Source organism: Rhizobium sp. UGM030330-04, assembly GCF_003208455.1.
Taxonomy (GTDB): Bacteria; Pseudomonadota; Alphaproteobacteria; order Rhizobiales; family Rhizobiaceae; genus Agrobacterium; species Agrobacterium rhizogenes_A.
In genome coordinates this window covers 1-21470 of sequence record NZ_QKML01000008.1, presented here as the reverse complement: position 1 = coordinate 21470, position 21470 = coordinate 1, and the positions used below count along the sequence as shown (strand labels likewise).

The following is a 21470-nucleotide window of genomic DNA, read 5'->3' as shown; positions in this document are numbered from 1 at the left end:
GTCTCTTGAGCATGGTTGAAGCAAACAGCAGGGCGAGGCACGGCAAACGCCGTGCCAATGCCCGCGTGAAAGCCGTTCTCGGCTTCGCCGTCACCGTCATCACCACCTTTCTCGGGCTGATGGCGGTCACATTTTTCATTGGCCGCGTCGTTCCGATCGATCCCGCACTGGCGATCGTCGGTGACCGTGCGCCCGCACATGTGGTCGAGCGGGTGCGCGAGCAGCTCGGCCTCAACCTGCCGCTCTGGCAGCAATTTTTCCTTTACCTGAAACAGGCGCTTTCGGGCGATTTCGGCACCTCCGTCCTCACTACCAATCCTGTCATGGAGGATATCAAGCGGGTGTTTCCGGCAACCATCGAGCTTGCCACGATCGGCACGGTCATCGGCGCCGTCTTCGGCATTCCGCTCGGCGTGCTTGCCGCCGTCAAGCGCGGCAGCATCGCCGATCAGATCGTGCGCGTCATCGGCCTCATCGGTTATTCCGTGCCGATCTTCTGGCTCGGCCTGCTCGCGCTGCTCGTCTTTTACGCCCGGCTGCAATGGGTCGCTTATCCCGGCCGCATGGACATCGTCTATGAATTCACCTTCACGCCGGTCACGGGTTTCTTCCTGATCGATGCGATCTGGCAGCGGCAATGGGACGTGTTGTGGGATCTCTTCCGCCACATCATTCTGCCCGCTTCTCTGCTCGGTTATTTTTCGCTGGCCTATATCAGCCGCATGACACGCTCCTTCATGCTGAACGAGCTTGCCCAGGAATATATCGTCGCGGCCCGCGCCAAGGGGCTTTCGGAAACCCGCATCATCTGGTTCCACGCGCTGCGCAATGCCGCCGTGCCGCTGGTGACCGTGATTGCGCTCTCCTATGCCGGTCTGCTCGAAGGTTCGGTGCTGACCGAAACCATCTTCGCCTGGCCGGGCCTTGGCCTCTACATCACCAATTCCCTGCAGAATGCGGATATGAATGCCGTTCTCGGCGGCACGATCGTGATCGGTGCCATCTTCGTCGGCATCAATCTCTTCTCCGATCTGCTTTACCGGACGCTCGATCCAAGGACGCGCAGCCGATGACGATTTCGACAGATACGATCAAACCCTATAGCCGCGAATGGTTGCTCTCCGACCGGCCGGCCTCGCGCAAACAGGCACGGCTTGGCCGCGCCTATGTCATCTGGCGGCGGTTTTCGGAAAACCGGCTGGCGCTGCTCGGGCTGGCCATCATCATCGCGCTGCTGTTCGTTGCGCTGTTTGCCGATGTGCTGGCCCCGCATAACCCTGTGCAGGGCGACCTGCGCAATGCGCGGCTGTTGCCGCCCGGCACGGAGGGCTATTTGCTCGGCACCGACGATCAGGGCCGCGATATTCTCTCGCGCCTCATCCACGGTTCGCGGCTGACGCTGTTCGTGGTGCTTTTGGTCGCCATCATCGCAGCGCCCGTCGGCCTCATCGTCGGCACCGTTTCCGGTTACGCCGGCGGCTGGGTGGATGCGGTCCTGATGCGGATCACCGATATCTTCCTTGCCTTTCCGAAGCTCGTTCTGGCGCTGGCGCTCGTCGCGGCACTCGGGCCGGGCATCGAGAATGCGGTGCTCGCCATCGCGCTCACCTCGTGGCCGCCCTATGCGCGCATCGCCCGCGCCGAAACCATGACCTTCCGCAATTCCGATTTCATCGCTGCGGTGAAGCTCATGGGGGCATCGCCTTTCCGCATTGTCCTCAAACACGTCATGCCGCTCTGCCTGTCATCGCTCATCGTGCGTGTGACGCTGGATATGGCGGGCATCATCCTCACCGCCGCCGGCCTTGGTTTCCTCGGCCTCGGCGCACAGCCGCCGCTGCCGGAATGGGGGGCGATGATCGCGTCCGGGCGCCGCTTCATCCTCGACCAATGGTGGGTTGCGGCCATGCCGGGTGTGGCGATCCTCATCGTCAGCCTCGGTTTCAACCTGCTGGGCGACGGTCTGCGCGATGCGCTGGACCCCAAGGAGGCGGGCCAATGAGCGCGCCGCTTCTGACCGTAGAGAACCTGCGCGTGTCCTTCCCCACCCGCACCGGGCTGGTGGAGGCGGTGCGCGGCGTGTCCTTCACGCTCGGCCGCGAGCGTCTCGGCATCGTCGGCGAATCCGGCTCCGGCAAGTCGCAGACCGGCCGCGCCATCATGGGGCTGACGCCGAAAAGCGCGCGCATCGAGGCGGATGCGCTGCGCTTCGGTGATATCGATCTGCTCAAGGCGTCTGCAAAGGAGCGGCGGATCATGCGCGGCAAACGCATGGCCATGATCCTGCAGGACCCGAAATATTCGCTGAACCCGGTGATGACCATCGGCCGCCAGATCATGGAAACCTTGCGGACCCACGAAAAGATCGGCAGCGGCGAGGCGCGCCAGCGCACGCTTGCCATGCTCGAAGCCGTGCAGATCCGCGACCCGGAACGCGTGTTCGATCTTTACCCGCACGAGGTGTCCGGCGGCATGGGCCAGCGCGTCATGATTGCCATGATGCTGGTCTGCGGCCCGGAGCTGCTGATCGCCGACGAACCGACTTCGGCGCTCGACGTGACGGTTCAGCTGGAAGTGCTCGATATTCTCGACAAGCTGGTGCGCGACCGTGGCATGGGGCTGATCTTCGTCAGCCACGATCTCAGGCTCGTCTCCTCCTTCTGCGACCGTGTTCTTGTCATGTATGCCGGAAAGGTGGTGGAGGAGCTTGCTTCCGCCAATCTGAAGGAGGCCAAACACCCCTATACGCAGGGGCTGTTGAACTGCCTGCCGGAAATCGGCGGCCACCGGCATCCGCTGCCGGTTCTGGAACGCAAGCCGGAGTGGCGCGCATGAGTTCAGTTCTTTCCGTCCGCGACATGGTGGTCGATTTCGACGGTTACATCGCGCTCGACAGCGTCAGCATCGATGTGGCTGAGGGCGAATCTTTCGGTATCGTCGGCGAGTCCGGTTCCGGCAAATCGACGCTGCTGCGCGCCATTGCCGGCCTCAACCATTTCGATGAAGGCTCCTTGACGGTGGCCGGACGCTCCTATGCCGGCAAGCGTCGCGACAAGAGCTTCTATAGCGACGTGCAGATGGTGTTTCAGGACCCCTATGGTTCCCTTCACCCGCGCCAGACGGTGGATGCGCTGCTGCTTGAGCCGCTGGTCATCCACGGTCTCGACAATCGCGAACAGCGCATTGCCCGGGCGCTGGACGAGGTGGGGCTCGGTTCCGGCTTCCGCTTCCGCTATTCGCACCAGCTTTCCGGCGGCCAGCGCCAGCGCATCGCCATTGCGCGTGCGCTGATCGTCGAGCCGAAAATCCTGCTGCTGGATGAGCCGACCTCGGCGCTCGACGCCTCCATTCAGGCCGAAATCCTCAACCTTCTGGAACAGGCCCGCAAGGACCGCAATCTCACCTTTGTCATGGTCAGCCACGATCTCGGCGTCATCAGCCATATGTGCGATCGGCTCGCGGTGATGAAAAGCGGCAAGGTGGTGGAAATGCTGGAGGCGGAAGCGCTGGAAAGCCGCGAGTTCAGCGCGGATTATACGAGGCGGCTGCTGGTGGCGAGCGAGGGTTTCAAACGCGCTTGAGGTGCCGCTATAGTCGGGTCAAATGACATCTTCCGTCATTCCGGCCTTGAGCCGGAATCCAGCGACCGCGCGTCTGCGCGGTCAGAGACTCTATTGCGATCAAGGACTTGATCGCGCTGGATGCCGGGTCAAGCCCGGCATGACGGACGGTGTCGGCCAAAACAAGGTATCCAGACCATGCAATTGCGCGCATTGATGTATTTCGACGAACTGGTCCGCACCAACTCCATGCGCGCCGCGGCGGAAAACCTGAATGTGGCGCCGACGGCGGTGAGCCGGCAGATCGAGAACCTCGAATATTATTTCGGCTCGCCGCTGGTGGAGCGTTCCAGCCGCGGCGTGAAGTTGACCGCTGCGGGAGAGCTGCTCGCCGCCCGCGCCGGCAAGACGCTACGGGAACTCGACCATGTTCATCAGCTCATTGACGATCTGAAAGGCCTCCAGCGCGGCCGCGTCACGGTCTATGCCAATGGCGCGACGGTGGCGAACCTTCTGGCGCCGGTGCTGGCGCAGTTCAGCCTGAAATACCCAAAACTGCGTTTCGAGGTGCATATTACCAGCGCCCGGCAGGCGATGGAGGCATTGGGCGCGGCGGAGGCCGATCTGGTCGTCAGCCTGTTCGCGCCGAAGCTTTCGGGTGTGAAGGTGCGCTCGCGCACCCGTATCAGCTATGATGTCATCTTCCCGGCCGGTCACGCGCTCGCCGCCCAACCGGAAGTCTCTCTGAAGGAACTGGCCGGGCTGCCGCTTGCTCTGCCGGACAAGAGTTTTGCCGCGCGGCAGGCATTCGACACGCTGTTTGCCGATGCCGGCATCGAGCTTGATCCCGTCTTCATCACCAGCTCTCTGGAAATGCTGAAGGAGCTGGTGCTGGGCCATGCCGCCGCCACGCTGTTGCCGGCGCTTTCGGTGGCGCGGGAAATCCGCAGCGGCCAGATGGTCGCCGTTCCGCTGGCCGGCAAGAAGGGTATCCACACCCAGATCGATCTCTGTGTTGCGCCGGATCGGCAATTGTCCTTCGCCGCCTCCAAGCTTGCCGATTTCATCGAGCGCTTCATGCGCGAGGCGACGGCGGGGTAAGCGAGACGGCTGGCGATCTGCCCGGAAGGTTGATTTCCATCTGCATTTCCGTGTAGCCATTTCAGCTACACGGAGCACACAAAAATCGAGATTGTGTGTGCGCCTGCAACATGACACTCTTTTTGCAACGGGTGGTCTTCGGAAGGGCAAAAATGCCCCGGCCGCCAGACAGGGGACTAAGGATGCCACGCACTTATCTTTCGCAGGCGGCAACGCTTTCGCGCCGCACCGCGCTGACCCTCGCATTGGGCACTGCGCTCTGGCTGCCGCTTTCGGCAACGGTTGCCGAGGCCGCGCCGAAAAACGCGCTGACGCTTGGCATGGCCGTCGAGCCGGCCGGTCTCGATCCGACCATTGCTGCCCCCGTCGCCATCGGCCAGGTAACCTGGCAGAATGTCTTTGAAGGTCTGGTGACGATCGACCGCGACGGCAAGGTGAGGCCGCAGCTTGCCGAAAGCTGGGAAATTGCGCCTGACGGCAAGGCCTACACATTCAAGCTGCGCAAGGGCGTTACCTTCCACGACGGTGAGGCCTTCGATTCCGCCGTGGCCAAATTTTCGCTGGATCGGGCGCGTGGCGAAAGCTCGGTCAATCCGCAGAAACGTTTCTTCGCCGCCATCGACAATATCGAGACGCCGGATGCCGCAACGCTGGTGCTGAAGCTGAAGCAGCCGGCCGGCAGTCTTCTCTACTGGCTCGGCTGGCCTGCCTCCGTGATGGTGGCGCCGAAAAGCGCTGAGGGTAACCGCACCACGCCCGTCGGCACCGGCCCGTTCAAATTCGTGAACTGGGCGAAGGGCGACAAGGTGGAACTGGAAAAGAACACCGCCTATTGGGACAAGGCCGTGGCGGTGAAACTCGACAGGGCGACCTTCCGCTTCGTGTCCGATCCGCAGGCGCAGGCGGCGGCCCTGAAATCCGGCGATATCGATGCCTTCCCGGAATTCGGCGCGCCGGAACTGATGACCTCCTTCGATGGCGATAAACGCCTCGGCACCTTCGTCGGCAATACCGAGCTGAAGGTCGTGGCCGGCATGAACAATGCCCGCAAGCCTTTTGACGACAAACGCGTGCGACAGGCGCTGATGATGGCGGTGGATCGTGGCACTGTCATCGAAGGTGCCTGGTCCGGTTACGGCACGGCCATTGGCAGCCACTACACCCCGAATGACCGCGGATACATCGATACGACAGGGGTGCACCCTTACGATGTCGACAAGGCGAGAGCGCTGCTTGCCGAAGCGGGTTATGCTGATGGTTTCAGCTTCACCATCAAGGCGCCACAGATGGCCTATGCCCAGCGCACCTCGCAAATCCTGCAGGCGATGCTGGCCGAAATCGGTGTGACGATGACCATCGAGACCACCGAATTTCCGGCCAAATGGGTGGCGGATGTTCTGAAGGGTGCGGATTACGACATGACCATCGTTGCCCATGCCGAGCCGATGGACATCGATATCTATTCGCGCGATCCCTATTATTTCAACTACAGGAACCCGACCTTCAATGAGGTCATCGCCAGCGTCGAAAAGACGGCGGATGCCGGGGAGCAGGAAAAGCTTTATGGCGACGCCCAGAAAATCCTCGCCGAAGATGTGCCGGCTCTCTTTCTGTTCGTGATGCCGAAGCTTGGCGTCTGGGACAGGAAGGTGAAGGGGCTGTGGGAAAACGAGCCCATTCCCTCGAATGTGCTGACGGATGTGCATTGGGAAGAGTGACGTTTGTCGATAGCCGTTTCTTCCGTCGTGCCGGTCCCCGGGTCGAGCCCGAGGATGATCCGGCATCCAGCCAGCCCAAGTCTCTGGGCTGAAAGGGTTCTCTCCGCCGCGCAGACGCGCGTCGGCTGGATTCCGGCTCAGGGCCGGAATGACGGGAGAAGGATAACTGGACGCTCGACCGCAGGTGAAACGAAGCAAGGAGAAGATGCCAGATGTTAGCCGTCCTCATCCGGCGTCTCGTCAGTCTCGTCATCACGCTGTTTGCCGTTTCCCTCATCATCTATGTCGTCATGGGCCTGCTGCCGGGCGATCCGGCCGCCATCATGCTCGGCACTTCGGCAAGCCCCGATACGCTCGCCGCGCTGCAGAAGCAGATGGGCCTCGATCAGCCGCTGCCGCTGCGTTACCTCCACTGGCTGGCCGGTGTCTTCCGGGGTGATCTCGGGCAATCCTATACCTATGGCGTGCCCGTGGCGGGCCTGATTGTCGAGCGGCTGGCCGTTACCCTGCCGCTCGCCCTGCTTGCGGTTTGCCTGTCCGTTGCCATTGCCATTCCTCTCGGCGTGGCGGCGGCGCGGAACCGCAACGGGGCGCTGGATTTTGCGGCCGGGCTGTTTTCGCATGTGGGCATTGCCGTGCCGGGCTTCTGGGTCGGGCTGCTGCTCATCATCGTTTTTTCCACCACGCTCGGCTGGATGCCATCAGGTGGTTTTCCCGGCTGGACGCCGAGCTTTTCGGCAGGGCTTGTGGCGCTGGTGCTGCCGGCAATCGCCCTGGCGCTGTCGCAGGCCGGGGTTCTCACCCGCGTCTGCCGTTCCGCCGTGCTTGAAGTGATGAATGAGGATTTCGTGCGCACCGCCCGCGCCAAGGGCCTGAGCGAGCGGGTGGCGCTGTGGCGGCATGCGGTTCCGAATGCGATGATCCCTGTCGTCACCATGATCGGCCTGCAATTCACCTTTCTGATTGCCGGCGCGGTGCTTGTCGAGAATGTCTTCAACCTGCCGGGCCTCGGGCGGCTTGCCTATCAGGCGCTGACCCAGCGCGACATCGTCGTCATGCAATCCGTCGTGCTGTTCTTCTCGGCGCTGGTCATCATCATGAATTTCGTCGTCGACATCGCTTATCTCTTCATCGATCCGAGACTGCGGGCAGGTGCGCGATGATGCGATTTATCCGCCGCCGCCCGGCCTTCGCCGTCGGCATCGCCGTCACCACCTTCCTCGTTGCCGTTGCCCTTCTGTCGCTGGTCTGGACGCCGGTTTCGCCGACCAAGATGCAGATCGTCCAGAAACTGAAATCGCCATTCGTTTATGGCGGTCTCGGCACGGATCATTTTGGCCGCGATGTGCTGTCGATGCTGATGGCCGGCGCGTGGAATTCACTCTCCACCGCCATCGCCGCCGTCGCCATCGGCGCGTCTGTCGGTACGGCTATCGGCGTTGCGGTCGCGGCCCTGCGCGGGGTCACCGAAACCGTGGTCATGCGCATCTGCGATATCATCTTCGCCGTGCCGCCCATCCTGTCGGCCATGATGCTCGGTGCCTTCATCGGCACGGGGCGCTTCACCGCCATCATTGCCATCGCCACCTTCATGGTGCCGGTGTTTGCGCGGCTGACGCTGGGGGCTGCACTGCAGATATGGGCGCGGGAATACATCACCGCTGCGATCAGCATCGGCCAGAACCGCGCCAAGATCACGCTTTTCCATATCGTGCCAAATATTTCCAACCAGATCATCGTGCAGGTGACGATCCAGCTCGGTCTTGCGATATTGACGGAAGCGGGCCTTTCTTTCCTCGGTCTCGGCATGCCGCCGCCCGCCGCCACCTGGGGGCGAATGCTCGCCGATGCCCAGACCTATCTTGGCGCGGCACCCTGGCTTGCCATCATGCCCGGCCTTGCGATTGCGCTCGCCGTTTTCGGCCTCAATCTTCTCGGCGATGGCCTGCGCGATCTGCTGGACCCGCGCGATACCAGCTGACCGTTTCAAGCCGATATCGCCCCTATTCCCTGTTTTTCTGACGAGACGATGCCATGACCGATCTCATAGACCTCAACACGCTCGAAATCCTGGCGCTTTACCGGGAGAGGCAACTCTCGCCATCGGAATATTGGCAGGCGGTGGAGGCGCGTATCGAGGCTTTCGAGCCTGTTGTGAACGCGCTTTACGCTTATGATCCGGAAGATGCCCGCAGGCAGGCGCTGGCCTCGACGGAGCGTTGGCAAAAAGGCGAAACGCTCGGGGCTCTCGATGGCATTCCAGTCTCGCTGAAGGAACTCATCGCCACGAAGGGCCACCCGGTGCCGCTCGGCACCAGGGCGGTGGAACTGGTGCCTGCGGCTGAAGACGCGCCGGTGGCAGCCCGATGCCGGGAAGATGGCGCGATCCTCTATGCCAAGACGACCTGCCCGGATTACGGCATGCTATCGTCAGGCCTTTCCAGCTTCCACAAGCTCAGCCGCAACCCGTGGGACCCCACCCAGAACCCCGGCGGCTCCAGCGCTGGTGCGGCTTCGGCAGGCGCTGCGGGTTATGGTACGCTGCATATCGGCACGGATATTGGCGGCTCGGTGCGGCTCCCGGCCGGTTGGACCGGTCTCTTCGGCTTCAAGCCGAGCCAGGGCCGCATCCCGGTCGATCCCTATTATACCGGCCGCTGCGCCGGGCCGATGACCCGCACCGTCATTGATGCCGCCTATGCTATGGCGACGCTTTCGCGGCCCGACTGGCGCGATGGGACATCCCTGCCGCCAAACAGTATCGACTGGAAGGATCTCGATATCGATGTGAAAGGCCTGAAAATCGGCCTCATGCTGGATGCGGGCTGCGGCCTGCCGCTGGATGAAGAGGTGCGCGATGCTGTTGTCGCGGCCGCAAAACTGTTCGAGGCGGCTGGCGCTATCGTCATTCCGGTTGAGCCAGTGTTGACGCGCGAGATGCTGGACGGACTGGATGATTTCTGGCGGGCGAAATTCTGGGGCGACATGGTGGCGCTGAGCGATGAACGCCGTGCGACGATCCTCCCCTATATTCTCGAATGGGCGGAGAAGGGAGCGGAGGTTAGCGGTTCCCGTGCGGTCTTCGGTTTCAATCAGACGATGGAAATGCGCAAGACCTGCGGGCGGCTGATGCAGACAGTGGATGCGGTGATCTCGCCCACCAATCCCATCGTGTCCTACCCGGCCGACTGGGCCTCGCCCACCAATGACCCCTCACGGCCCTTCGAACATATCGCCTTCACTGTGCCGTGGAACATGTCGGAACAGCCAGCCTCCTCGATCAATTGTGGCTTCTCCAGATCGGGAATGCCCATTGGCTTGCAGATTGTCGGGCCGCGTTACGAGGATTTGTTCGTGCTCAAACTTTCCAGGGCTTTCGAGAATTGGAGCGGTGGTGTGAGACGCTGGCCGCAGCCGCCGCAGGCCCGCTGATCCACCTTTATCGGCCATGTAGTATTGCCATAATACCCGCATCTCGATCCTGCCTGTTAGGGTGCCCAAAGGCATTCGAAAACGGGAGGAGCAGACATGCCGAAGACGATTTTGATGATCACCGGCGATTTCGCCGAGGATTATGAGACCATGGTGCCGTTCCAGACGCTGCTTGCTGTCGGCCACACGGTGCATGCCGTCTGCCCCGGCAAGAAAGCGGGCCAGACCATCGCCACGGCCATCCATGATTTCGAGGGCGACCAGACCTATTCGGAAAAACGCGGCCATAATTTCGCGCTCAACGCCACCTTCGCTGATATAAAGGTTGCGGATTACGATGCGCTGGTCATTCCCGGCGGCCGCGCGCCGGAATATCTCCGCCTTAATGCGGATGTGCTGGCGGCGGTGAAACATTTCTTCGAGGCCGACAAGCCCGTGGCCGCCGTCTGCCACGGCGCGCAACTGCTGGCGGCGGCCGGTGTGTTGAAGGGCCGCACCTGCTCGGCCTATCCCGCCTGCCGTCCCGAGGTCGAGTTGGCCGGCGGCACCTATGCCGATATCGCCATCGATGCGGCTGTTACCGACGGCAAGCTGGTGACGGCGCCCGCATGGCCGGCCCATCCGGCCTGGCTTTCGCAATTCATGGCCGTGCTCGGCAAATAAGACCGGCGAAACGGGGCTTTTTCCGGCCCCGTTTTCCGCCTATCTTTCAGGCGTGGTGAGGGAGGAAACCATGTGCAAGCTTTTCATCAAGGCAGACCCCACGCTTTGGGAGAGCCATACGCGGTCACTCAGGATCGACGGCATGGTCACAAGTGTGCGGCTTGAGAACTTCTTCTGGACGACGCTGGACGAGATCGCGCGGCGCGACGGCATGAACAGCGTGCAGCTTATCGCCAAGCTTTATAATGAATCGATCGATGCCGGGCACGACCTCGGCAATTTCACCTCTTTCCTGCGGGTCTGTTGCGGGCGTTATCTGGCACTTCAGCTTTCCGGCGATATCCCTGCGCGCAGCGATATTCCGATTGCGGCGCTGGATGCGGACAGCATTCTCGATGCGGAGAAGGTGAATTACCACTAGGTGGTAACTTTGGGCTCGATAGTGGATCAACTTGCACCCGACGTCATCCTCGGGCTTGACCCGAGGATCCACAGTCACGCGCGGCAATGGATCCTCGGGTCAAGCCCGAGGATGACGGTGGAGAGATTCTTGTGACGCAGGGAACGGCGTTTCCTCAGCTCTTCAGCGCCCGCGGATCGAGCGCATCGCGCACGGCATCGCCGATGTAATTCACACTCAGAACCGTTAGCGAAATCGCCAGCCCCGGCCACAACACACGTGACGGCGTCAGTTGCAGGAAGTTGGCACCATCGAACAGCAGCCGTCCCCAGGTCGGGAAATCGGAGGGGAAGCCGAGACCGAGGAAGGAGAGCGCGGATTCCGTGATGATGGCGGCGGCGATGCCGAGGGTGGCCGAGACCATGATCGAACTCAGCACATTCGGCAGGATGTGCCTCAGGATGATGCGATATTCGCGCATGCCGCTCGATTTCGCCGCCATGATGAATTCCTGGCTTTTGATCGTCAGCACATCGCCGCGCACGATACGGGCGGTGTGCATCCAGCTGGTTATCCCGATCACGAAGACAATCAGGATGAAGATACCGGTTTCCGGACCGAAGGCGGCGCGCAGCGTATCGCGAAACAGCATCAGGATGACAAGCAGCAACGGCAGAAGCGGCAGGGCGAGGAAGAGGTCGGTCAGCCGCATCAGCGGCCCGTCGAGCCTGCGGAAATAACCTGACAGCACCCCCACCAGCGTGCCGAGAAACAGCGCCAGCAGCATGGCGGTGATGCCGACGGCAAGCGAGATGCGCCCGCCGGCCAGAACCTGCGCCAGCATGTCCTTGCCGAGATTGTCGGTGCCGAAGGGATGCGCCCATGATGGCCACTGGTTGCGTTCCTTCACGTTGATCGCGTTGGGCGCAACGGTGTGGATATAGGGGCCGACGTAGACCGCAAGCAGGATGAAGATAAAGACGAAGAGGCCCGCCACGCCGCCCTTGTGAACGCGGAACTGTTTCCAGATATCGGCAAGGGCGGATTGCGTGGGGGTGGCCGCAACCGTCGGTGCTGCGATGGTGGCGTCAGTCATAGCGGATCCTCGGGTCGAGAATGCCGTACAGCACGTCGGCAATCAGGTTGAAGAGCACGATCAGCACCGCGAAAATGAAGGTCAGCGTCTGCACCAGCGGAATATCCGCGCCCTGAACGGCGGTTATCAGCAATTGGCCAAGCCCGTTCACGCGAAAAATCTGCTCGGTGATGATGGCGCCGGAAAAGATGGTCGGCACGCCGAGCGCAATCACCGTCACAACAGGGATGAGGCTGTTGCGCAGCACGTGGACGAGCAGGACGGATTTTTCCTTCACGCCCTTGGCGCGTGCCGTGCGCACATAATCCTGATGCAGATTATCGAGCATGGAGGCGCGCACGAAGCGGCTGATCTGCGAGACATTGTAGAGCGTCAGCACCAGCACCGGCAGGAACATCTGCTTCACCTGCGCCACGAAGCTTGCCCAGTCCGAGACCCTCAGGTTGGTGTCATAAACGGAAGGAAACCATTGCAGATAGGAGCTGAAGATGACGACCAGCAGCACGCCGGTGAAGAAGGTCGGAACCGAATAACCGACCATGGAAACGAAGGTACCGATCTGGTCGAAGATCGAATATTGCTTGTAGGCGGAGATGACGCCGATCGGGATCGCCAGCAGCGCACCAAAGAGATAGGCGAGGCCCACCACCCACAGCGTCTGCGGCATGCGCTGAATGACGAGATCGACCACCGGGCTGCGTGTCGCCCAGGAGAGCACCCGCATGCGGCTGCCATCGCCGATCTGCCAGCCGGTGAGCTTTTCGAAGAGGTTCAAAGGTTCGTTGATGAAGAACTGCTGCAGCCACATCAGGTAACGGATGAGGAACGGCTGGTCGAGGCCAAGCGAGGCGCGGATCTGCTCGCGCACTTCAGGCGGAATGGTGAGCGGCAGGTCGCCGGTCGGGTCGTTGGGCGCAAGATCGAGCAGCGCGAAGATGACGAAGCTGATGACGAGCAGCGTCGGTACGGCAAAGGCAAGCCGCCGGAGCGTAAAGGTAAACATCTGAAACTCTCCAGACCCAGAGCGCGGCTGGACGAAAATTGGGAACGTTTTCGCCTTGGCGCGGCAAATGTGTCTTCAGATCATGGTCCAGGGGCATGCAGAAGGCCGGCCCCTTGCAAAGAGGCCGGCGCATCTGCGTGTTACTTCTTGCGGGACCAGTCCGCGACGTTCCAGAGTTCCGAATCCCAGGCATTCATGCGAACGCCTTCCAGCGTCAGCGAATGCGAGGAAACGCTGCCACGGTGGATAAGCGGAATATGCGCGCCTTCCTCCGTCAGCATGTCATTGAGCTGCTTGGAAATCTCTCCGCGCTTGGCAAGGTCGGCGGTCTTGGAGAGTTCACCCACCAGCCTGTCGAATTCCGGGTTGCAATAACGCGGAATGTTCTGGCCCTGCCAGCCATTTTCAGGGGCCGGGATTTTGTCGCACAGCCATTCCGCCAGATATTTTTCCGGATCGGTGCCGTCGAAGTTGTTGGTGTACATTTCGACGTCGGCATAGAACTTCTGGAAGGTATCCGGGCTTGCCGGATCGCCGCCGAAGAAGACCGAGGCGCTGACATTGCGCAGTTCGGAGGCAACGCCGATCTGCGACCACATGTCCTTCACCAGTTCCTGTGTGGCCTGGCGGACCGAGTTGGTGGAGGTCTGGTAGAGGAAAGAAAGCTTCACGCCATTCTTGGCACGGATGCCATCGCCACCCTTCACCCAGCCGGCATCGTCCAGCAGCTTGTTTGCGCCTTCCACATCCTGCTTCAGGCACCAGCTGTCATTCTTGGTGGAAGCGAAGGCTTCCGGAGCCGGCACGATGTTGCAGGTCGGCTTGCCCGCTTCGCCATAACCCGCTTCGTCGATGATATCGCGGTCGATGGCGAGCGACAATGCACGGCGCACGGCGGGATCGGAAAGGGCCGGGTGCGGGCCGCCCTGCTTGGTGGAGCGCTTGTCGCCCAGCGAAGGATCGGGATTGTACCAGTTGAGATTGATACGCTCGACCTGGGTGCCGAAGGCGGTTTCCAGCTTGCCCTTGCCGGCGGCCACCATGGTGGCGAGGATTTCCGGCTCCACCTGCATGTTCCAGGCATAGTCGAATTCGCCGGTTTCCAGCACGGCGCGCGCGGCGGAAGCGGCATCGCCGCCGCCCTTCAGGGTCGCCGTGGCGAAGGCCGGCTTGGCGGGGTCGCGATAATTGGTGTTGGCGACGAAGCTGATCACGTCATTCGGCTTGAAATCCTTGACCACGAAGGGGCCGGTGCCGATGGGACCGAAATTGGCGGATGTGCAGCCGGGTGCGGCAGCGCCGACGCAGTTTTCAAACTGCTTCTTCTGGATGACCGGCGACTGTGCGCCGACGAATGCGGAATAGGGGTAAGGTTTTGGTTCGGTGAAGCTGATCTTGACGGTGTGGGCGTCGACGGCCTCGACATTCTTCACGCCCTCATATTGCGCCGCCTGTGCGCAGCCGCCATCCGGTGCGAGGCAATATTTCCAGGTGAAAATGACGTCCTCGGCGGTGAACGGTGTGCCATCCGACCATTTCACGTCGCTTTTCAGCTTCCAGGTCATGCTGAGCAGATCCTTCGCGACACCGCCATTGTCGATCGTCGGAATTTCGGTGACCAGCATCGGCACCAGTTCGCCCTTTTCATCGTAACGCGCCAGCGGCTCAATCACCATGGACGAGCTGTAGACTTCCTTCGTGCCAGCGGAAAGGTAAGGGTTGAGTGTCGATACGGCCTGCCAGAACAGGATTTTCAGTTCGCCGTCACTGCCGCGCTCGGCATGGGCGGCAGAGCCTGCGAGAGCCATGGCCGCCACCGTGCTGGCAAAGAGAACGCTGCGCTTCTTCATCGTGGTTTTTCCCCTTTTTGGATTTTATCTGTTTGAATGTTTGACGCTTTTCCTGTCGTCATATTCAAGGTCTTTTATTATAAGTATTTGACTTTGCTAAGGAATACTCCTCCATTCCAGATGATGCTATTGTCAGTTTTTTTGAAAAGCAAGCCCCAAACTCTTATTGATGAACAAAATTTGAGCCATTCGGCTTTCGGCCTATTTTTCGCTCATGCAGCAAAATTCATGCTTGCAAAACGAGAAATTCCAGACGCAATATGGCGTCCGACAACCCGGCGGGGAACAAAAAAGGGGAAAAAGAGAATGCCGATATTGAACCGTGTGGCTGAAATGCAGGAAGAAGTTGCCGGCTGGAGGCGCCATCTGCATGAACACCCGGAACTGCTCTACGATGTCTACGAAACATCGAAATTCGTAGCCGAAAAACTGAAATCCTTCGGCTGCGACGCAGTCGAGACCGGCATCGGCAAGACCGGTGTGGTCGGCATCATCAAGGGCCGCCATGGCGATGGCCCGACCATCGGTTTCCGCTCCGACATGGATGCGCTGCCGATCCTTGAGACCAGCGGCAAGCCCTGGGCTTCGAAGACGCCGGGCAAGGCCCATTCCTGTGGTCATGACGGGCACACCGCCATGCTTCTGGGTGCGGCGCAATATCTGGCCGAGACCCGCAATTTCAAGGGTTCCGTGGCCGTGATCTTCCAGCCCGCCGAAGAGGGCGGTGCGGGCGCGCTCGCCATGTTGAATGACGGCATGATGGAGAAATTCGGCATCTCGCAGGTCTATGGCATGCATAACGAGCCGGGCATTCCCGTCGGGCAATTCGCCATCCGCAAGGGTTCCACCATGGCGGCGGCGGATAGTTTCGAGATCGTCATCACCGGCAAGGGCAGTCATGCGGCCGCCCCGCATCTCTCCATCGATCCGGTGCTGACCTCGGCGCATGTCATCATCGCCCTGCAATCCATCGTCTCGCGGGAGACGGACCCGCTGAAATCGCTGGTCGTCACCGTCGCCACCACCCATGGCGGCACGGCCGTCAATGTCATTCCCGGTGCGGTGACGCTGACGGGAACGGTGCGCACTTTGCTGCCGGAAACCCGCGATTTCGCGGAAAAGCGCCTGAAGGAAGTGGCGACCGCCACCGCCATGGCGCATGGCGCGACCGTGGAGGTGAAATATCATCGCGGTTATCCCGTCACCTTCAACCACAGTGATGAGACCGAATTTGCGACCGGCGTGGCGATGGGCGTGGCGGGTGCGAACGCCGTCAACACCAATCCCAACCCGCATATGGGTGCCGAGGATTTCTCCTACATGCTGGAAGCGCGCCCCGGCGCCTTCATCTTCATCGGCAATGGCGATACCGCCGGGCTGCACAATGCGGCCTATGATTTCAACGACGATGCGCTGCCTTACGGCATCAGCTACTGGGTTTCGATGGCCGAAAAGGCACTTGCTGCGTAAGACATCCGGCGGCCCTCGTGGCCGCCTTCTGCTTTTCAGGAGATCGGCATGCTTTTGGCGGCGACATCAATGGAACAGACCGGCGGCTCGGTCAGCCCGGTTTTATCGGTTCAGAATCTCACCACATCCTTCCGCGTCGATGGCGGCTGGAAATCCGTGGTGCGCAATATGAGTTTCGAGATCGCACCGCGCGAGACGGTGGCGATCGTCGGCGAGAGCGGCTCGGGCAAAAGCGTCACCTCGCTCTCCATCATGCGGCTCCTCGATAAAAAGACGAGCCGCATCGAAGGCAGCGTCATGCTCGGCGGCCGCAACCTCCTGGCGCTGCCGGAAGAGGAGATGCGCAAGGTTCGCGGAAAAGACATTTCGATGATCTTCCAGGAGCCGATGACCAGCCTCAACCCGATCTTCCCGATCGGCAAGCAGATCGCCGAAGCGCTGACCGTGCATCAGGATATTTCCTCTTCCGCCGCGCGCGCCGAGGTCATCCGCCTGCTTGAGAAAGTCCGTATTCCCAATGCGAAGAACCGTTTCGACGATTATCCGCACCAGTTTTCCGGCGGCATGCGCCAGCGTGTGATGATCGCCATGGCGCTCGCCTCCAAACCGAAGCTGCTGATAGCCGACGAGCCGACGACGGCGCTGGATGTGACCATTCAGGGCCAGATTCTCGACCTCATCAAGCAATTGCAGGAAGAGGAGGGCATGTCGGTCCTGTTCATCACCCATGATATGGGCGTGGTGGCGGAAGTGGCTGACCGTACCATCGTCATGTTCCGTGGTGATGTCGTGGAAACCGGCACCACCGACGATATCTTCCATCGCGGCCACCATCCCTATACGCGCGCTTTGCTTTCGGCAGTGCCGAAGCTCGGTTCGATGAAGGAAAGGGCGCTGCCGGCGCGTTTCCCGATCATCGATATCAAGACCGGCGAGAGCCAGCCTGTGGTCGAGGTCAAGGATACTGTTTCCGGCGGCCGCACGCCCATTCTCTCGGTCAAGGACCTGACGACCCGTTTCGATATCCGCTCCGGCCTTTTCGGCCGTAAATCCGGCGCCGTGCATGCGGTGGAAAAGGTCTCCTTCGATCTGGCCGAGGGCGAGACGCTGTCGCTGGTCGGTGAATCCGGTTGCGGCAAATCCACGACGGGGCGGTCGATCACCCGGCTGATCGAACCGACATCCGGCAATGTCATGCTTGACGGTTACGAGGTGCTGAAGCTCGACAAGACGACGCTGCGCACCATGCGTCGCAGCGTGCAGATGATCTTTCAGGACCCCTTCGCCTCGCTCGATCCGCGCATGAGCATCGGCACGGCGATCATGGAGCCCTTTATCGAGCATCGCCTCGGAACCAGACAGCAGGCCCGCGAAAAGGCGGCCGATCTTCTGGAAAAGGTGGGCCTCAGCCCGGATATGATGCGGCGCTTCCCGCATGAGTTCTCCGGCGGCCAGCGCCAGCGCATCGCCATCGCCCGCTCGCTGATGCTCGATCCCAAGGTCATCGTCGCCGACGAGGCGGTTTCCGCGCTCGATGTCTCGATCAAGGCGCAGGTCTGCAACCTGCTGCTCGACCTGCAGCAGAGCCTCAACCTCGCTTTCCTGTTCATCAGCCATGATATGGCGGTGGTGGAGCGCGTCAGCCATCGTGTGGCGGTGATGTATCTTGGCGAGATCGTCGAGATCGGCCCGCGTGCGGCGGTTTTCGACAATCCGCAGCATCCCTATACGAAAAAGCTGATGTCCGCCGTTCCGGTACCGGACCCGGCGCGGCGGCAGATCCGGCGCAATATGGCGACCGATGAGATCAAAAGCCCGATCCGACCGGTGGACTATGTGCCGCCGCAGCGCCATTACCGCGAGGTTTCAGCTGGGCATCTGGTGCAGGAAGCGGCGTGATTGAGGGTACGGGCATAAACCCAGCATCGTCACCCCGGACTTGATCCGGGGTCCAGCGCGATCAAGTCCTTGATCGCGAAAGACTCTTCTCACGGCGCAGACGCGCCGTGGCTGGATTCCGGCTCAAGGCCGGAATGACGGAAAAATAACGACACGGACGTATAAGCCGTCAGTCACTGATCCACCGTTCCTCATCCGCCGATTTTCGCGCCGTATAATCTTTCCGCCCATCCGCCGTTTGACAGCCGCCGCAAAAAAATGCCAGCAAATGCGCAAGCATAATTCCTGGAGGGCAGCGGCATGGCCAGACGAAACGACGCACATGGACGGCTGGACGATGCGGCCCGTGCCGGCTGGCTTTATTATGTCGCCGGCCGCACACAGGATGAGATCGCCGCCGCCATGGGTATTTCCCGGCAGTCGGCGCAGCGGCTGGTGTCGCTTGCCGTGGCCGAGCGGTTGATCAAGGTCCGGCTCGATCATCCCATCGCCGCCTGTCTCGAAAAAGCCGAACGTCTGAAAGAGAAATTCGACCTTAGATATATCGAGGTGGTGCCGAGCGATCCTGCCGGCGTCTCCTCGACCGTCGGCATTGCCGAGGCCGGGGCGGCGGAGATCGAGCGCTGGCTGAAAAATGCCGATCCCATCGTGCTCGCCATCGGCACCGGCCGTACCTTGAAGGCCGCTGTCGACCAGCTGCCGCCGATGGAATGCCCGCAGCACCGCATCGTGTCGCTGACGGGCAATATCGGCCCGGATGGATCGGCCGCCTATTATAACGTCATCTTCAGCATGGCCGATGCCATCAAGGCCCGGCATTTTCCGATGCCGCTGCCGGTTCTGTGTTCTTCTGCGGAAGAGCGCGAATTGCTGCACGACCAGTCCATGGTGCGCTCCACGCTGGCGCTGGGGTCCGCCGCCAATGTCACCTTCGTCGGGGTCGGCGAACTTGGCGAAAACGCGCCGCTCTGCGTCGATGGTTTCCTGGGTGTCGACGAGATGAAGGCGCTGATGGCCAGCGGGGCGGTCGGCGAGATCTGCGGCTGGATGTATGATGCCCATGGCCGCATTCTCGAGCATTCCGTCAACGAGCGCGTCGCCTCCGTTCCCATCCCTTCAAGAGACACCTGCACCGTCATCGGCATGGCGCAGGGTGTCCGCAAGCACGCCTCGATTCTGGCGGCGCTGAGGGGTGGTCTGCTGAACGGCCTCATCACCGATGAAGTGACGAGCGAATATTTGCTCACGCATTGAGCAAAAATTAATCCAATAAAATCAGTCGGTTGTTTTTTCCATGTGCGTCGCAGCACAGGATGTCGCTTGACTTTTTTGCTCGTGAGGTGAGTAAATGCCCCAGAGCAAAGCGAATGCTCATCATTTTTCTTCTGGGAGGAAGATATGACACTGAAGACCATTTTGCTGGGCGCATGCTCGGCCCTCGCCTTTACCACCCTTGCTTCCGCCGAGACGCTGACCATCGCCACCGTCAACAACGGCGATATGATCCGCATGCAGGGGCTGACCTCCGACTTCACGGCAAAGAACCCGGACATCAAGGTCGAATGGGTAACGCTTGAGGAAAACGTCCTGCGCGAGCGCGTGACGACCGATATCGCCACCAATGGCGGCCAATACGACATCATGACCATCGGCAACTATGAAGTGCCGATCTGGGCCAAGCAGGGCTGGCTGCTGCCGCTCGAAAAGCTCGGCGACAAATACGACGTGGATGACATCCTGCCGGCCATCCGTGGCGGTCTTTCCGCCGAGGGCAAGCTTTACGCAGCACCCTTCTACGGCGAATCCGCCATGATCATGTATCGCAAGGACCTGTTTGAAAAAGCCGGCCTGAAGATGCCCGAGAGCCCGACGTGGGAATTCATCGGCGACGCCGCCCGCAAGATTACCGACCGCAAGGCGGATATCAACGGCATGTGCCTGCGCGGCAAGGCCGGCTGGGGCGAAAACATGGCGTTCATCAGCGCGCTCACCAACTCCTTCGGCGGCCGCTGGTTCGATGAGAACTGGAAACCGCAGTTCGATCAGCCGGAATGGAAGAGCGCGTTGCAGTTCTACGTCGATCTGATGAAGGATGCCGGTCCGTCGGGCGCTTCCTCCAACGGCTTCAACGAAAACCTGACGCTGTTCCAGCAGGGCAAATGCGGCATGTGGATCGATGCCACGGTCGCTGCCTCCTTCGTGTCAAACCCGAAGGATTCGACCGTTGCTGACAAGGTCGGTTATGCGCTCTTCCCGACGCATGGTGAACTGAAGAACCATGGCAACTGGTTGTGGTCCTGGAACCTTGCCATCCCGAAGAGCTCGCAGAAGGCGGAAGCTGCCGAAAAGTTCATCGCCTGGGCAACCAGCAAGGATTACACCACGCTCGTCGCTTCCAAGGAAGGCTGGGCAAACGTGCCTCCGGGCACCCGCACCTCGCTTTACAAGAACGCCGAGTATGAAAAGGCCGCCGCCTTCGCCAAGCCGACGCTTGCCGCCATGGATGCTGCCGACATTACCAAGCCGACTGTAAAGCCCGTGCCGTACACCGGTGGTCAGTTCGTGGCGATCCCTGAATTCCAGGCGCTCGGCACCACTGTCGGTCAGCTGTTCTCGGCGGTCGTTGCCGGTCAGTCCAGTGTTGATGATGCGCTTGCGGGCGCCCAGTCGACTGCGACGCGTGAAATGACCCGCGCCGGTTACATCAAGTAATCCTCCCGAAGATCGCTGTCCGGCTCCCGTGCCGGGCAGCGAACACTCCGGGTCGGAAGCCGCCAGGCGGCTCTAATGCCTTTCAAATCAAAACAAGAATGAGCCGGTTCTTCCGGATATGCCGGGCGCATGTCGTGACGCCTGTACCCAAGGGGAGGTGAGTGCAATGGCAACTCGAAACACGAGCGGTCTGGCGCGGGTGATGCTTGCGCCATCGGTGCTGTTATTGCTGGTGTGGATGATCGTGCCTCTGGCGATGACGCTGTGGTTCTCGTTCCAGAACTACAATCTCCTCAACCCGGCCAATGTCAGCTTTGCGGGTCTGTTCAATTACCAGTATTTCTACACCGACCCGGCCTTCTTCCAGTCGATCTGGAACACGCTTTTGATCGTCGGCGGCGTGCTTGCGATCACCGTCATCGGCGGCATCGCCATTGCACTCCTGCTCGACAATGACATTTTCGGCCAGGGCATCGTCCGCATCATGATCATCTCGCCGTTCTTCGTCATGCCGCCGGTGGCCGCATTGGTGTGGAAGAACATGATCATGCATCCCGGTTACGGCG

The 21470-nt window shown here is 60.9% G+C and carries 19 protein-coding genes; 16 read left to right on the top strand and 3 right to left on the bottom strand.

What is annotated here, in order from left to right; genetic code table 11:
* Positions 1 to 5: 5 nt before the first annotated feature.
* The 11 genes from N434_RS13530 to N434_RS13480 all read left to right on the top strand — a co-directional run bounded on the left by N434_RS13530 (position 6) and on the right by N434_RS13480 (position 10895).
* Complete coding sequence (locus N434_RS13530) at positions 6 to 1073, top strand: ABC transporter permease (RefSeq protein WP_065117721.1); 1068 nt, start codon at positions 6 to 8, stop codon at positions 1071 to 1073.
* Complete coding sequence (locus N434_RS13525) at positions 1070 to 2002, top strand: ABC transporter permease (RefSeq protein WP_110758399.1); 933 nt, start codon at positions 1070 to 1072, stop codon at positions 2000 to 2002. The genes N434_RS13530 and N434_RS13525 overlap by 4 nt, the downstream gene beginning before the upstream one ends.
* Entirely contained in the window at positions 1999 to 2835 is an 837-nt protein-coding gene (locus tag N434_RS13520) for an ABC transporter ATP-binding protein (protein WP_110758397.1), read from the top strand. The genes N434_RS13525 and N434_RS13520 overlap by 4 nt, the downstream gene beginning before the upstream one ends.
* Positions 2832 to 3581, top strand: coding sequence for an ABC transporter ATP-binding protein (locus N434_RS13515; protein ID WP_110758889.1), 750 nt, complete (start codon positions 2832 to 2834; stop codon positions 3579 to 3581). Before N434_RS13520 ends, N434_RS13515 begins: the two co-directional genes overlap by 4 nt.
* Before the next feature lie 177 nt (positions 3582 to 3758).
* Complete coding sequence (locus N434_RS13510) at positions 3759 to 4661, top strand: LysR family transcriptional regulator (RefSeq protein ID WP_065117717.1); 903 nt, start codon at positions 3759 to 3761, stop codon at positions 4659 to 4661.
* Positions 4662 to 4843: 182 nt separating this feature from the next.
* The gene (locus tag N434_RS13505) at positions 4844 to 6379 is read left to right on the top strand and encodes an ABC transporter substrate-binding protein (RefSeq protein WP_110758394.1); all 1536 of its coding nucleotides are present in this window, start codon (positions 4844 to 4846) and stop codon (positions 6377 to 6379) included.
* Between the two features lie 212 nt (positions 6380 to 6591).
* Positions 6592 to 7542, top strand: coding sequence for an ABC transporter permease (locus N434_RS13500; RefSeq protein WP_110758392.1), 951 nt, complete (start codon positions 6592 to 6594; stop codon positions 7540 to 7542).
* Positions 7539 to 8360, top strand: a complete 822-nt coding sequence (locus tag N434_RS13495; RefSeq protein ID WP_181423968.1) for an ABC transporter permease — start codon at positions 7539 to 7541, stop codon at positions 8358 to 8360. The genes N434_RS13500 and N434_RS13495 overlap by 4 nt, the downstream gene beginning before the upstream one ends.
* A 53-nt stretch (positions 8361 to 8413) precedes the next feature.
* A complete protein-coding gene (locus N434_RS13490) occupies positions 8414 to 9811 on the top strand; it encodes an amidase (protein WP_110758390.1) in 1398 nt (465 codons plus the stop codon).
* A 96-nt stretch (positions 9812 to 9907) separates the two neighbouring features.
* Entirely contained in the window at positions 9908 to 10474 is a 567-nt protein-coding gene (locus N434_RS13485; RefSeq protein ID WP_181423967.1) for a DJ-1/PfpI family protein, read from the top strand.
* A gap of 70 nt (positions 10475 to 10544) precedes the next feature.
* Complete coding sequence (locus N434_RS13480) at positions 10545 to 10895, top strand: ribbon-helix-helix domain-containing protein (RefSeq protein WP_110758388.1); 351 nt, start codon at positions 10545 to 10547, stop codon at positions 10893 to 10895.
* Between the two features lie 154 nt (positions 10896 to 11049).
* Here the strand turns inward: N434_RS13480 and N434_RS13475 are convergent, their stop codons facing one another.
* The 3 genes from N434_RS13475 to N434_RS13465 all read right to left on the bottom strand — a co-directional run bounded on the left by N434_RS13475 (position 11050) and on the right by N434_RS13465 (position 14823).
* Positions 11050 to 11970 (bottom strand): ABC transporter permease, encoded by a 921-nt coding sequence (locus N434_RS13475; RefSeq protein WP_110758386.1) that lies wholly within the window; start codon positions 11968 to 11970, stop codon positions 11050 to 11052.
* Complete coding sequence (locus N434_RS13470) at positions 11963 to 12973, bottom strand: ABC transporter permease (protein WP_065117710.1); 1011 nt, start codon at positions 12971 to 12973, stop codon at positions 11963 to 11965. Before N434_RS13470 ends, N434_RS13475 begins: the two co-directional genes overlap by 8 nt.
* 140 nt (positions 12974 to 13113) lie before the next feature.
* On the bottom strand, positions 13114 to 14823 hold the full coding sequence (locus tag N434_RS13465; protein ID WP_110758384.1) for a peptide ABC transporter substrate-binding protein: 1710 nt from the start codon (positions 14821 to 14823) through the stop codon (positions 13114 to 13116).
* Positions 14824 to 15129: 306 nt separating this feature from the next.
* Between N434_RS13465 and N434_RS13460 the strand changes: the two genes are divergently transcribed.
* The 5 genes from N434_RS13460 to N434_RS13440 form a co-directional block, all read left to right on the top strand.
* Positions 15130 to 16293 (top strand): M20 aminoacylase family protein, encoded by a 1164-nt coding sequence (locus N434_RS13460; protein ID WP_110758383.1) that lies wholly within the window; start codon positions 15130 to 15132, stop codon positions 16291 to 16293.
* A 48-nt stretch (positions 16294 to 16341) separates the two neighbouring features.
* On the top strand, positions 16342 to 18192 hold the full coding sequence (locus N434_RS13455; protein WP_110758381.1) for an ABC transporter ATP-binding protein: 1851 nt from the start codon (positions 16342 to 16344) through the stop codon (positions 18190 to 18192).
* Positions 18193 to 18492: 300 nt separating this feature from the next.
* Positions 18493 to 19446 (top strand): sugar-binding transcriptional regulator, encoded by a 954-nt coding sequence (locus tag N434_RS13450; RefSeq protein ID WP_110758379.1) that lies wholly within the window; start codon positions 18493 to 18495, stop codon positions 19444 to 19446.
* A 144-nt stretch (positions 19447 to 19590) separates the two neighbouring features.
* Entirely contained in the window at positions 19591 to 20904 is a 1314-nt protein-coding gene (locus tag N434_RS13445) for an ABC transporter substrate-binding protein (protein ID WP_110758377.1), read from the top strand.
* A 166-nt stretch (positions 20905 to 21070) separates the two neighbouring features.
* On the top strand, positions 21071 to 21470 hold a 400-nt coding region (locus N434_RS13440), incomplete at its 3' end, for a carbohydrate ABC transporter permease (protein ID WP_146227655.1).